Raw genomic sequence first — 13,339 nt, 5'->3', positions numbered from 1 at the left:
GGACACCACTACTCAGAAGCAACAGCAGACCCGCCGGGAACGTGGGTCACATTCAAGCCCTTCTCCCACTATTTCCCCAGGCGCATCACGTTGAACCGTACGTCACAGGAGTTACCGAAGGAACTTTTCCAGGCGAACTACACCCGCGTAATTCGGTCGTTGCTACTCATTTGCCGGATGGGCGTCAGGAAGTTCCGCCTAAAACGAACCGAGCGTTCTGAAAGTTAGCTGCGTGCCCGACCGGAGGCCGCGAAAAAGCCGCCACCGGAGGCGGTGGCGGCTCGGTGAACCGGCGGGCTCAGGAGTGCTCGGCGGCCCGCCTGCGCGCCTTGATCCAGGCCAGCCCGCCGACCAGCAGCACGGTGATGGCGATGAGCACGCCGGTCAGCAGCGACCAGGAGATGCCCTCCGGCTGCTCCAGCCGGTGCGTGAAGGTCCCGACCGCCGCCTCGGTGTCGCCGCCCTTGTACTTGGCCTTGTCCTCGGCCCACTCCAGCCGCACCCGGCTGACGCTGTCGCTGTCGGTGCCGATCCAGTCGTCGCTGAAGACCGCGACGGTGCCGTGCTCGAACTTGCCGACCTCGGTCGCCAGATCGCGCAGCTGCGAGTCGTGCCACGGATTGCCAGGCACCACGACCACGCTCAGCTCGATGCCGTCGGCGCGCGCCGCGGCGACCAGGTCGGCCAGCTCCCGCTGATCCCGGCCGCTCGGCGCGGCGACGTGGTCGCCGGCCAGGTCCGCGCGGATCTCGTCGAGGTCGGCGCCCTCGGGCAGGCCGGTGGCCATGGGGCCGAAAACCGAGTTGGTCACGGTGGTCGTATCCATCCGATCTCGCGTCGCCTCGACAGCGGAGGCTCCTGGTTCCTACAGTGGCAGCGGTTCTCCGGCATCCGACCGGCACACGCTCGAGAGCACAGTACGCGACCCGGCCCCGCGGGCCCTGCCTGCGGCACGCCGGGCGGCCCCCCGGCGCTCACAGGACAAGCGTACTGTTAAGGTCGTAGCCGCGAGGAAAGCAGCGTACCGAGCCCTTCGGGACGCCACACGACCCTCGAAAGACTCGGTCACCGGCACAGCCCCGCCGATGACCAACCCTCATAGACGAGTGGAGCTGACGTGACGACGAGTAACGACACCTTCGGCGCCAAGGGCACCCTCGAGGTCGGAAGCAACTCCTACGAGATCTTCCGCCTCTCGGCCGTGCCGGGCACCGAGAAACTCCCCTACGCCCTCAAGGTGCTCGCGGAGAACCTGCTGCGCACCGAGGACGGCGCCAATATCACCGCCGACCACATCCGCGCGATCGCGGAGTGGGACCCCTCGGCCGAGCCGAGCATCGAGATCCAGTTCACCCCGGCCCGGGTGATCATGCAGGACTTCACCGGCGTCCCCTGCGTGGTCGACCTGGCCACCATGCGCGAGGCCGTCACCACCCTCGGCGGTGACCCGAACAAGGTCAACCCGCTCTCCCCCGCCGACATGGTCATCGACCACTCGGTGATCCTCGACGTCTTCGGCCGCGCCGACGCGCTGGAGCGCAATGTCGACCTGGAGTACCAGCGCAACGGCGAGCGCTACCAGTTCCTGCGCTGGGGCCAGGGCGCCTTCGACGACTTCAAGGTCGTCCCGCCCGGCATGGGCATCGTGCACCAGGTGAACATCGAGTACCTGGCCCCGACCGTGATGGTCCGCAACGGCCAGGCCTACCCGGACACCTGCGTCGGCACCGACTCGCACACCACCATGGTCAACGGCCTCGGCGTGCTCGGCTGGGGCGTCGGCGGCATCGAGGCCGAGGCCGCCATGCTCGGCCAGCCGGTCTCCATGCTGATCCCGCGCGTCGTCGGCTTCAAGCTGACCGGTGAGATCCAGCCCGGCGTGACCGCCACCGACGTCGTGCTCACCGTCACCGACATGCTGCGCAAGCACGGCGTGGTCGGCAAGTTCGTGGAGTTCTACGGCGCGGGCGTGGCCGAGGTGCCGCTGGCCAACCGCGCCACCCTCGGCAATATGAGCCCGGAGTTCGGCTCCACCGCCGCGATCTTCCCGATCGACGGCGAGACCATCAACTACCTGCGCCTCACCGGCCGCAGCGACGAGCAGCTCGCGCTCGTCGAGGCGTACGCCAAGGAGCAGGGGATGTGGCACGACGCCGAGCGCGAGCCGTCCTACTCCGAGTACCTCGAGCTGGACCTGAACACCGTGGTGCCGTCGATCGCCGGGCCGAAGCGCCCGCAGGACCGCATCCTGCTCAGCGAGTCCAAGGTGGCGTTCCGCAAGGACATCCACAACTACACCAGCGACGCGCAGGGCGAGGTCGCCGCGGACACCCCGCACACCCAGCTGGACGAGGCGATCGACGAGTCCTTCCCGGCCAGCGACCCGGCGGTGCTCTCCTTCGCCGACGACGGCGCGGTGGACGTCACCCCGTCCGCGGCGAACGGCGCCGAGGGCCGCCCGACCAAGCCGGTCACGGTGCGCTCCGCCGAGCGCGGGGACTTCGTGCTCGACCACGGCGCCGTGGTGGTCGCGGGCATCACCTCCTGCACCAACACCTCCAACCCGTCGGTCATGCTCGGCGCCGCCCTGCTCGCCCGCAACGCGGTGGAGAAGGGGCTCGCCAGCAAGCCGTGGGTGAAGACCAACATGGCGCCCGGCTCGCAGGTGGTCTCGGACTACTACGAGAAGGCGGGGCTCTGGCCCTACCTGGAGAAGCTCGGCTTCTACCTGGGCGGCTACGGCTGCACCACCTGCATCGGCAACACCGGCCCGCTGCCGGAGGAGATCTCCAAGGCGGTCAACGACAACGACCTCTCGGTCACCGCGGTGCTCTCCGGCAACCGCAACTTCGAGGGCCGCATCTCCCCCGACGTGAAGATGAACTACCTGGCCTCGCCGCCGCTGGTCATCGCCTACGCGCTCGCGGGCACCATGGACTTCGACTTCGAGGTCGACCCGCTGGGCAAGGACACCGAGGGCAACGACGTCTTCCTGAAGGACATCTGGCCCTCGGCCCAGGAGATCGACGACACCATCAAGTCGACGATCAGCCAGGACATGTTCCGCAAGTCCTACGCCACGATCTTCGACGGTGACGAGCGCTGGCAGAACCTGGACACCCCGGAGGGCGACACCTTCGCCTGGGACCCGAACTCCACCTACGTGCGCAAGGCGCCGTACTTCGACGGCATGGAGATGGAGCCGGCCCCGGTCACCGACATCACCGGCGCCCGCGTGCTCGCGCTGCTCGGCGACTCGGTGACCACCGACCACATCAGCCCGGCCGGTCCGATCAAGCCGGGCACCCCGGCCGCGCAGTACCTGGACGAGCACGGCGTGGAGCGCAAGGACTACAACTCGCTCGGCTCGCGGCGCGGCAACCACGAGGTGATGATCCGCGGCACCTTCGCCAACATCCGGCTGCGCAACCAGCTGCTGGACGACGTCTCGGGCGGTTACACCCGCGACTTCACCCAGGAGGGCGGCCCGCAGGCGTTCATCTACGACGCCGCGCAGAACTACCAGGCGGCGGGGATCCCGCTGGTCGTGCTCGGCGGCAAGGAGTACGGCTCCGGCTCCTCGCGCGACTGGGCGGCCAAGGGCACCAGCCTGCTCGGCGTCAGGGCTGTCATCACCGAGTCGTTCGAGCGCATCCACCGCTCCAACCTGATCGGCATGGGCGTGATCCCGCTGCAGTTCCCGGCGGGCGAGTCGGCCAAGTCGCTCGGGCTGACCGGCACCGAGGTCTTCGACATCGAGGGCATCACCGCGCTGAACGAGGGCAAGACCCCGAAGACGCTGACGGTGACCGCCACCAAGGAGGACGGCGAGAAGGTCACCTTCGACGCCGTGGTCCGGATCGACACCCCCGGTGAGGCGGATTACTACCGCAACGGCGGCATCCTGCAGTACGTGCTGCGCAATATGATCCGCGGCTGATCGCAGGTTCCCCGTCACGGAAGGGTCCGTGCATCGCGCGGCGGTGCACGGACCCCTGGCGTTTTCCCCCGAGGAGACCGATGCCCAAGGTCAGCGATGACCACCTCGCCGCGCGCCGCAGCCAGATCCTGGACGGCGCCAGGCGCTGCTTCGCCGAGTACGGCTACGACGGCGCCACCGTGCGCCGGCTGGAGGACGAGATCGGGCTCTCCAGGGGCGCGATCTTCCACCACTTCCGGGACAAGGACGCGCTCTTCCTCGCGCTCGCCCAGGAGGATGCCGAGCGGATGGCCGATGTCGCCGCCAACCAGGGCATCGTCCAGGTCATGCGGGACATGCTCGCGCACCCGGAGGAGTTCAACTGGCTCGGCACCCGGCTGGAGATCGCGCGCAGGCTGCGCACCGACCCGGAGTTCAGGGCCGGGTGGAGCCAGCGCTCGGCCGAGCTCACCGCGGCCACCCTGGCCCGGCTGGAGCGCCGCAAGGCGGCGGGCGCGCTGCGCGACGACGTCCCCACCGACGTGCTGCTCGGCTACCTCGACCTGGTGCTCGACGGGCTGATCGCCCGGATCGCCTCCGGGCACACCAACGAGAACCTGACCGCGGTGCTCGACCTGGTCGAGGCCTCGGTCCGGCGCCGGGCCTAGACCTGGCCTAGGCCCCGGACTCCAGCCCGGCGAGCAGGGCGCGCGCGATGCGGTCCAGCTCCCGGCGGTCCGCCGCCGGGAGCACCGCGAGCAGCCTGGTCTCGTTCTCGGTGTGCGCGCGCACCGCCCGGTCCACCAGCGCGCGCCCGCGCTCGGTGAGCGCCACCTTGATCGCGCGGCGATCGGCCGCGTCCGCGCCGCGGCGCACCAGCCCGGCCTGCTCCAGCCGGTCCAGCCGCCCGGTCATCCCCGCCCTGGAGAGCATGAGCGTGTCGGCCAGCGCGGAGGGGTTCAGCGCGAAGGGCTCGCCCGAGCGGCGCAGCGCCGCCAGCACGTCGAACTCCCCGCGCTGTAGCCCGTGCGCGGTGAAGACCCCCTCGATCTCGCGGTCGAGCACCGCCGCGACCCGGCTCAGCCTGCCGACGATCGCCATCGCCGCCGTGTCCAGGTCCGGCCGCTCCCGCCGCCACTGCGCTTCGATCGCGTCGACCGCGTCCGGCTCCACCATGGACACCATCCTATTCGGTGCCTTATAGTTCGGTGGCTATATAGTTCGTCACCTAATTATATTGAGCCGAATCATCAGGAGCGCACCGTGAACGCCGTCATCCGCCACCCCGCCGACATCGAGACCCTGACCGCCAACGCCGTCACCATGCGGCTGCTCATCGACGCCGACGCGACCGGCGGCGCCCTGAACACCCTCGAGGTCACCATGCCGCGCGGCGCCGACGGGGCCAGTCCGCACTTCCACACCCGCTCCGACGAGCTCTTCTACATCGCCGACGGGGAGCTCCAGCTGCTCGCGGGCGACCGCATCGTCACCGTCGGCGCGGGCGGCTCGGTGCTGGTGCCGCGGCACATGCCGCACGCCTTCGGCGCCACCCCCGACAGCGGCGCCCGCATCCTGATCGCGCTGGTCCCCGGCGTGCGCCGCTTCGAGTACTTCCGCCTGCTCGAGCGGATCTCGCGCGGCGAATCGAACCTCGAGGAGCTGGCCGCGAGCCAGGAGGAGTACGACAACCACTTCGTCGACGCCCCGGACTGGTGGCGCGAACGCAACGCCAATCGCCGTTGACACCCCGGCATTACGCGCGCCCGAGCCGCGCCAAAGCCCCGTGGAACGCCCCGCCGGGCGCTATGCTTCGGACGTGTGCATCGGCCGCCCGCAAACTCGGGGCAGCAGGTGGCCAGTGACTCGGCGGGCACGGTGGCAGCGACGGCGCGGGTACCTCGACGAGCCGGTTCTCGCCGGATAGACCCAACCGTGAGCAGCAGCACCGAGCAGGACGGAGCCCCCCGTGATCGCGACCCGCCGTCCCGCCCGCGCCCGCTCGAGCCGGGATTCAGCCACCTCCGGATATCTACCGGCGAATTCTCCGCAATCGGGACGACGAGGGGGCTGACCGCCGGTGACACCACACGGGCCGAGCACGATCCTGGTCGTCGCCGACGCCGACGACCGGCACGCCGCGGCACTGGCGGCGACCGTACGAGAACAGCACGGCCTCACCGCCATCCGCCTCGACCCCCGCGAATTCCCCTCCCGCACCGGCAGTTTCCGGGTCGACCCGAGCGGCACCGCGCGCTCGCTCTCCCGGATCGTCGGGCTGGACGACGTGCGCTCGGTGTGGTGGCGGCGCACCACCGGGCACACCGTCCCGCACGCGGGCGGGGCCGAGGCGCAATCGGAGAGCGACGGCTTCCTGCAGGGGCTGCTCTGGTCCATCCCGGCGTACTGGGTCAACGACCCGGGCGCCGACCGCACGGCGTCCCGCCGCATCGTGCAGCTGGAGACCGCGCGGCGGGCCGGCTTCGCCATCCCGGAGACCCTGATCACGAACGATCCGGACGAGGCGCGCAGCTTCGTCGGCGGGCGGCCGGGGGCGGTGGTGCGCAAGCGCGGGAACGCCGGCGGCCGGGCCCGCACCCGGCTCTGCACCGACGCCGACCTCGGCGATATCGAGGCCATCCGGAACACCCCGACCGCGTTCCAGGACTACATCGCCGCCGAATGCGACCTGCGCGTGGTCTGGGTGGACGGGGTGGAGTGGGCGGTCCGGGTGGCGCCGGGCCACGGCGAGCGCGGCGCGCCCCCCGCCCACCTGCGTCCGGAGCGGCTGCCGGCCTCGGTGGGCAAGTCGCTCACCACGCTCATGGGCGCGCTCGGGCTCAGCTTCGGGGTGCTCGACCTGCGGATCGGCCTGGACGGCGAGTACTACTTCCTCGAAGTGGACCCGCAGGGCCGGTTCGCCCACCTGGCCACCAGGGCGGAGCTCCCCATCTTCCGCAGCCTGGCGAACCTGCTCGTCCTCGGGGACGGCGCGGTGGCCGACCTGTGAGCCGGGTGCTCGGCCGAACCACCGTGCGCCGCAATCGTTCCCGGGCACAGCCGAGCCACCCGGACGAGCCGGGCACCGCCTGGTATCGGCGCTAGGACGCTGCCTTGCGCCGGTTCGCACCGCCGCGGCTGCGCAATTGCACATCCGATTCCACGAGCACATTGTGGATGAAGCCGTACGAGCGGCCGGTCGACTGGGCCAGCGATCGGATGCTGGCTCCGGCTTCGTACTGCTTCTTGAGCTGGGACTGCAGCCGATCGCGGGACTTCCCGGTGACCCGGGTCCCCTTCGCGAGCGGCGGCTCACCGGCGACCTTCGCGCCGGCCGATCTGGTAGAGGCTGTCCTGGGCGCGGCAGTCTTGCCGGTTCCGGGCCGATCCTTGCGTGTGGGCCTGTCGCTCATTGGCTTCCTCCGAGTCGCCGAGCAGCGCTCATTCCAGGCTAGACAAGGCACCGGCCACGATCAACGGCGATTTGTGATGAAAGTCACGCGAGCTGAATCAATTCCAGATATTCGGCCGACCAGTGGTCCTCGGTGCCGTCCGGGAGCAGGATCACGCGCTCCGGATTCAGCGCCTCGGCCGCGCCCGGATCGTGCGTCACCAGCACCACCGCGCCCGCGTAGGTGCGCAGCGCGTCCAGCACCTGCTCGCGGGAGACCGGGTCCAGGTTGTTCGTCGGCTCGTCCAGCAGCAGCACGTTCGCCGCCGAGGAGACCAGCCCGGCCAGCGCCAGCCGGGTCTTCTCGCCGCCGGAGAGCGTGCCCGCGGGCTGCTCCAGCTGCGGCCCGGTGAACATGAAGGCGCCGAGCAGGCCACGCAGCTCCTGCTCGCCGGCGTCCGGCGCGGCGTGCCTGATGTTCTCCCAGACCGTCGCGCGGTCGTCCAGGGTGTCGTGCTCCTGGGCGAAGTAGCCGACCTTGAGCCCGTGCCCCGGGTCCAGCTGCCCGGCGCTCGGCTGCTCGACCCCGGCCAGCAGCCGCAGCAGCGTGGTCTTGCCCGCGCCGTTCAGCCCGAGCACCACCACCCGGCTGCCGCGGTCGATGGCCAGGTCGACGCCGGTGAAGATCTCCAGCGAGCCGTACATCTTGGTCAGGTTCGAGGCCATGAGCGGGGTCTTGCCGCAGGTGGCGGGCTCCGGGAACTTGATCCTGGCCACCTTGTCGGCCACCCGCACATCGTCCAGCTCGGCCAGCAGCCGGTCGGCGCGCTTCGCCATCTGTTGCGCCGCAGTGGCTTTCGTCGCCTTGGCGCCGAGCTTGGCGGCCTGCGCCTTGAGCGCGGAGGCCTTCTTCTCGGCATTGGCGCGCTCGCGGCGACGGCGCTGCTCGTCGGTGGCGCGCGCGTCCAGGTACTTCTGCCAGCCCATGTTGTAGATGTCGGCCTCGCCGCGCACGGCGTCCAGGAACCACACCTTGTTCACCACGTCGGCGAGCAGGTCGACGTCGTGGCTGATCACGATGAGCCCGCCGTCGTGGTTCTGCAGGAAGCCGCGCAGCCAGGTGATGGAGTCGGCGTCGAGGTGGTTGGTCGGCTCGTCCAGCAGCAGCACCGTGTCCGAGCGGCCGCCGCTGCCATCCGAGGCGGCGAAGAGGATCCTGGCCAGCTCGATGCGGCGGCGCTGACCGCCGGAGAGGGTGCGCAGCGCCTGGCCGAGCACCCGGTCCGGCAGCCCGAGGCTGCTGCAGATCCGGGCCGCCTCGCTCTCCGCCACGTACCCGCCGAGCGCGGAGAACCGCTCCTCCAGCCGGCCGTACTTGCGGACCGCGCGCTCCCGCTCGGCGTCGTCGGCGACCTCCGCCATCAGCGCCTGCTGCTTCTCCATCTGCCGGATCAGCGCGTCCAGGCCGCGCGCCGAGAGCACCCGATCCCTGGCCAGCACGTCCAGATCGCCCTCGCGCGGGTCCTGCGGGAGGTAGCCGACATCGCCCGAGCGGAGCACCGTGCCCGCATAGGGCTCGCCCTCGCCGGCCAGGATGCGCAGCGTGGTGGTCTTCCCCGCGCCGTTCCGGCCGACCAGGCCGATCCGGTCGCCGTTCTGCACCCGCAGCGCCGAGCCGGGCGCGGTGAGCAGGGTGCGGACTCCGGCCCGGACCTCCAGGTCGGTCGCGGTGATCACAGGAAAATCTCCTCGCTTTTCGTCTCGGACGGCGGGGGCGATCTTTCGCCTTTGCGCAGTGTGCGCGGCCCGCGCGCCCCGGAACCACCGATTTTACCGGTCGCCGGGAGGTGCTCTGCCGTCGCTACCGATCTGCTCGGGTGGAGTGCGCTGGTCACCGGGGTTCCCCGGGGGAGAGGGGCTAGGGGGTTTCCTCCGCCGCGGTGGTCTTGCGCGGGGTGCGCTCGGCCGGGGTTTTGGTCGCGCCGTTCGCGATGGGGGTCGCGGTTTTGCGCGCGGTCGTGCGCTTGGCCGGGGTTTTGCGGGCGGGAGTTTTCTTCGCGGGAGGGGTTGTGTTGGTCGAGGTTTCGGGTGCGGGTGACGTCGCGGTGGGAGTTGTTTCCGCGGCGGGAGTTGCGGGCGCGTCGGAGAAGAGCGGCAGGGGTGTCGGCGCCGCGGCGCCGGGCGACGGTTCGACCGCGGGCGTCGCGTCGGCCGAGAACTCCGGCTGAGCCGGGTCCGAGGAGGCCGGAGGCGCCGCCTTGCGAGTCGCCCGCTTGGCCGGAGCCCGCTTGGCCGCGGTGCCCGCAGCCCTCTTGCGCGCTGCGGTCCGCTTCGGCGGACGTGGCGTCGGCTCGGCCGCGGTCGAAGCCGCCTGCTCCGTCACCGTCGCGTCCACCGCGTCCGCGGGCGTCGGGTCCACGGCCGCCTGATCCACGGGCGCAGGAGTCGCGGGCGCAGGAGTCGCGGGCGTCAGGCCTACGGCCGCCGAGTCCACAGGCGTCGCGTCCGCCGTGCCCAGGTCGGTGGCCGTCGGGTCCGCAGGCTCGGGGCCGGTGGGCGTCGCGTCCGCAGGCGTCGCGTCGGCGACCGGTGACGCGGGCGCCTTGCGGGCGGTGGTCCGCTTGGCCGGAGTCTTCCGAGCCGCTGGCTTCTCGGCGGGAGCCGCTTGCGAAGCCGCCGTTTTGCGGGCAGTGGTCTTGCGCGGAGTGGCCTTCTCAACCGGCGCCGCTTCGTCCCCGGTGCTGGCAGGCGTCGGCGTAGCGGAGGTCTCGAGCGGGACCTCGGCTTGCGGAGCAGCCGACTTGCGCGCGGTCCTCCGCGGAGTGGCCTTCTTCGCGGGCGTCGCCTCGGCGGCGGGAGCTGGGGTTCCGCCCTCGACCGGCGCAGGAGTCACCGCCTTGCGCGCGGAGGTCTTCCGCGCCGCGGTCTTCTTCGCGGGCACCACCTCATCACCGACGGCGGCTGGAGCCACCTTCTTGGCGGGGGTCTTCCGCGCGGTCGCGCGCTTGGCCGGCGCCTCGGCCGCAGCGGCCGCCTTGCGCGGCGCGCGCTTGGCGGGCGCCTTCTCGGCGGGCTCATTCTCGGCGGGCGCCACCGAAAGATGTTCGCTGACAACAGATTCTGCCGCAACAGCCTTCCGCGGCGCGCGCTTCCGCACCGCCGCCTTCTCGACGGGCGCGGCGTCCGCCGCTGCGACACCAGCGGCGGCGTCACCGGACCCCACGACCGGGGGCGGCAGGTCATCAGTCGCGCCCGCATCGGTGGCAGCAGTCGCGTCACCCGACTCTGGAGCCGTCGGCAACACGCCATCCGTCGCCGCCTGACCGGTCTCTAGAGCCGTCGGCGGCACTCCATCCATCGCCTCCGCGGCAACGGCTGCAGCCGACTCACCGGCTTCTACAGCCGTCGGCAGGTCATCCGTCACCTCCGCGGCAACGGCAGCAGCCGACTCACCGGTCTCCACGGCTGTGGTCGGCCCATCATCGGTGGTAACCGTCTCGCCCTCGACTGCGGCAGTAGTCGCCGCTGAATCGACATCGGCAGCCGGAGCAGCATCCGCGCGGGCAGGCGCGGCCGTGGCCGGGCCGATCTCGGCGACGGGAGCGGCGACATCGCCCTCCGAGGTGGCCGACACCGCGCCTCCGACCCGCGCGGACGAGCCCACCCGCTCCGACCCGCCGCGCGGCACCGCCCGCGAACCGTTCCGCTCGCCAGCGGCCCGCTCCCGCTTCCCGGCCCGGAACGCCGACGGCTCCCGCGTCGAAACCCCGCCCGCGACCGGCACCGGAGCGGAAGAACCACTCGGCTTCTCGTCGATCAACCACCGCGCGGGAGTGTCGGCAACCGGAACCGGTTCCGGCGACCCCTCGTCGAAACCGAACCGCGCGTGCGCCCGGCGCAGGAATCCGGGCGCGTACCAGACGCGATCCCCGAGCACCTTCATCCCGGCGGGCAGGAGGAACCCGCGCACGAGGGTGGCGTCGACCAGCACGGCGAGCGGCAACCCGATGCCGAACGCCTTCATGAAGGTGATGTCGGAGGCGAGGAAGCCGAGCAGCACCAGGGAGATGAGCACGGCGGCGGCGGTGACGATGCGCCCGATCCGCTCCAGCCCGAGCGCCACCGCGGCCTCGCTGTCGCCGGTGCGCCGGTACTCCTCGCCGATCCGGCTGAGCAGGAAGACCTGGTAGTCCATGGCGAGGCCGAAGGCGACGCCGAAGAGCATGACCGGGACGGTGGGCGGCAGGTCACCGGTGACGGTGAAGTCGAGCAGCCCGGAGAGGTGCCCGTCCTGGAAGATCCAGACCAGGGCGCCGAAGGTGGCGGTGAGGCTGAGCGCGCTCAGGACGAGCGCCAGCACCGGGAGTACCACGCTGCCGGTGAGCAGGAAGAGCGCGACGAGCATGAACACGATCACGAAGCCGAGCGCCAAGGGCAGCGCGGCGGTGACCGAGGCCAGCGCGTCGCTGTTGGTCGCGGCGATGCCGCCGATCAGCACCGGCGAGGGGGCGGGCACGGCGCGCACCTCGTCGACCAGGCGGTCGAGCGCGGCGGGGTCGTCGGTGGCGGGGACGATGGTCAGGTAGGCGGCGCCGTCGGCGCCGAAGCCGGCGTGCAGCGCGCCGGGCGCGGCGAACTGCATGCCGCCGGCGTAGCTGCCGGTGACGGTGTCGACCCGGCGCACGTCGGGCAGGTCGGAGAGCGCGGTGGCGTACCCGCCGACGCCGTCGGCGGAGTCCGGCAGCACGGCGAAGAGCCCGTTCTGCTCGGTGATCCCGAACTCGGCGGCGAGCGTCTCGGCGATCTGCCGCGACGCCATCTCGCGCGGCAGCGCCCTCTCATCCGGGAAACCGAGGTTGACGTGCAGGAACGGCGCGCCGAGGAGCAGCAGCAGGGCGGCGACGGCGAGCCCGATGGGCAGCGGGCGGCGCATGACCACGGTGGCGAGCCGGTGCCAGAAGCCGTCGGCGGCGGCGCCGGTGGCGCGGCGCCGCGGCCGCAGCCGGCCGCGGTCGATGCGGTGGCCGAGCAGCAGCAGGAGCGCGGGCAGCACGGTCAGCGAGACCACCGCGGCGAGCGCCGCGACCAGCAGCCCGGCGTACCCCATCGAGCGCACCGCGACCAGCGGGAAGAACAGCAGCCCGGCGAGCGCGATGGCGACGGTGACGGCGGAGAAGGCGACGGTCCGCCCGGCGGAGCGCATGGTCGCGGTGAGCGCGGCCGCCGGCTCGGCGCCGCCGTCGAGTTCGTCGCGGAAGCGGCTGATCAGCAGCAGGCTGTAGTCGATGGCGAGGCCGAGGCCGAGCAGCGTGGCGACATTGCTCGCGGTGGCGGCGACATCGGTGAGGCTCGCGACGGCGGTGAGCGCGCCCACCGTGAGCAGCACGGTGACGGCGGCGACCACCAGCGGCAGCGCGGCGGCGACCAGCCCGCCGAAGACGAAGAGCAGCGCGATCAGCGTGACCGGGAAGGCGATGGATTCGCCGAGCAGCACGTCCTTCTCGGTCTGCTGCACGGTCTCGCGCAGCAGCATGGCGTAGCCGCCGACCCGGACCTCGACGGGGTCGTGCGCGCCGCCGAAGCGCTCGGCGAGATCGCCGATCCGCGCGTCCACCTCGGACTCGGTGCCGAGCACGCTGGCGACGATCAGCCCCTTGCCGCCGTCGGCGCTGCGCAGTGCTGCCGGTTTGCCGTCGGTCCAGTAGGAGCTGACGCGGGCGACGCCGGGCTCGGCGGCGAGGTCGCGGGCGAGAGCGCTCGCGGCGGCGCTCGCGGCGGGGTCGTCGACCGAGGAGCCGGTCTCGACGAGCAGCACCAGATTCGGCGCCGCCTCGCCGAAGGTGTCGCGCAGAACCGTTGCGGCACGGGCGGATTCGCTGCCCTGATCGCTGTAGCCCCCGCCCTGCACCTTGTCGAACAGGCCGGATCCGAACGCGCCGAGGCCGAGTGCGAGCGCCGCGAAGACGACGAGAATCACCCCGGCGCGGCGCCTGGTCAGTTCGAACACCGAGAGTCCCCTCGTCCTGCGA

General features: G+C 71.6%; 8 protein-coding genes and 1 pseudogene. 4 read left to right on the top strand and 5 right to left on the bottom strand.

Annotated features, from left to right (window positions below):
- Window positions 1–298 precede the first annotated feature (298 nt).
- On the bottom strand, window positions 299–811 hold the full coding sequence (locus AB0H71_RS00570) for a DUF6676 family protein (protein ID WP_357013271.1): 513 nt from the start codon (window positions 809–811) through the stop codon (window positions 299–301).
- 306 nt (window positions 812–1,117) lie between these two features.
- Between AB0H71_RS00570 and AB0H71_RS00565 the strand changes: the two genes are divergently transcribed.
- Together AB0H71_RS00565 and AB0H71_RS00560 are read left to right on the top strand one after the other, a co-directional pair.
- Complete coding sequence (locus tag AB0H71_RS00565; RefSeq protein WP_357013268.1) at window positions 1,118–3,940, top strand: aconitate hydratase; 2,823 nt, start codon at window positions 1,118–1,120, stop codon at window positions 3,938–3,940.
- Window positions 3,941–4,020: 80 nt separating this feature from the next.
- Window positions 4,021–4,587 carry a TetR/AcrR family transcriptional regulator gene (locus AB0H71_RS00560; RefSeq protein ID WP_067649715.1) on the top strand — a complete coding sequence of 189 codons (567 nt, stop codon included), beginning with the start codon at window positions 4,021–4,023 and terminating at the stop codon, window positions 4,585–4,587.
- Window positions 4,588–4,594: 7 nt separating this feature from the next.
- Here the strand turns inward: AB0H71_RS00560 and AB0H71_RS00555 are convergent, their stop codons facing one another.
- Entirely contained in the window at window positions 4,595–5,095 is a 501-nt protein-coding gene (locus AB0H71_RS00555; RefSeq protein WP_357013265.1) for a MarR family transcriptional regulator, read from the bottom strand.
- A gap of 87 nt (window positions 5,096–5,182) precedes the next feature.
- Between AB0H71_RS00555 and AB0H71_RS00550 the strand changes: the two genes are divergently transcribed.
- On the top strand, window positions 5,183–5,665 hold the full coding sequence (locus AB0H71_RS00550; protein ID WP_357013263.1) for a cupin domain-containing protein: 483 nt from the start codon (window positions 5,183–5,185) through the stop codon (window positions 5,663–5,665).
- A 334-nt stretch (window positions 5,666–5,999) separates the two neighbouring features.
- Window positions 6,000–6,929 carry a hypothetical protein gene (locus AB0H71_RS00545; protein ID WP_357013261.1) on the top strand — a complete coding sequence of 310 codons (930 nt, stop codon included), beginning with the start codon at window positions 6,000–6,002 and terminating at the stop codon, window positions 6,927–6,929.
- A gap of 91 nt (window positions 6,930–7,020) precedes the next feature.
- On the opposite strand, the pseudogene AB0H71_RS00540 reads toward AB0H71_RS00545, so the two are convergent.
- The 3 genes and pseudogenes from AB0H71_RS00540 to AB0H71_RS00530 form a co-directional block, all read right to left on the bottom strand.
- Window positions 7,021–7,224 (bottom strand): annotated as a pseudogene (locus AB0H71_RS00540) (helix-turn-helix domain-containing protein); the annotation flags it as partial.
- 191 nt (window positions 7,225–7,415) lie between these two features.
- Window positions 7,416–9,047: an ABC-F family ATP-binding cassette domain-containing protein gene (locus AB0H71_RS00535; protein WP_357013258.1), complete on the bottom strand. Its 1,632-nt coding sequence runs from the start codon at window positions 9,045–9,047 to the stop codon at window positions 7,416–7,418.
- Window positions 9,048–9,228: 181 nt separating this feature from the next.
- A complete protein-coding gene (locus AB0H71_RS00530) occupies window positions 9,229–13,317 on the bottom strand; it encodes an MMPL family transporter (RefSeq protein ID WP_357013255.1) in 4,089 nt (1,362 codons plus the stop codon).
- Window positions 13,318–13,339 lie beyond the last annotated feature (22 nt).

It is taken from the genome of Nocardia sp. NPDC050697, from assembly GCF_040654395.1.
Taxonomy (GTDB): Bacteria; Actinomycetota; Actinomycetes; order Mycobacteriales; family Mycobacteriaceae; genus Nocardia.
This window is presented reverse-complemented; position numbering and strand designations above follow the sequence as displayed.

What these genes read in the sequence shown, in the direction of transcription:
- AB0H71_RS00560 (WP_067649715.1), top strand. Translation starts at nt 4,021, where the DNA reads ATGCCCAAGGTCAGCGATGACCACCTCGCCGCGCGCCGCAGCCAGATC.
- AB0H71_RS00555 (WP_357013265.1), bottom strand. Translation starts at nt 5,095, where the DNA reads ATGGTGGAGCCGGACGCGGTCGACGCGATCGAAGCGCAGTGGCGGCGG.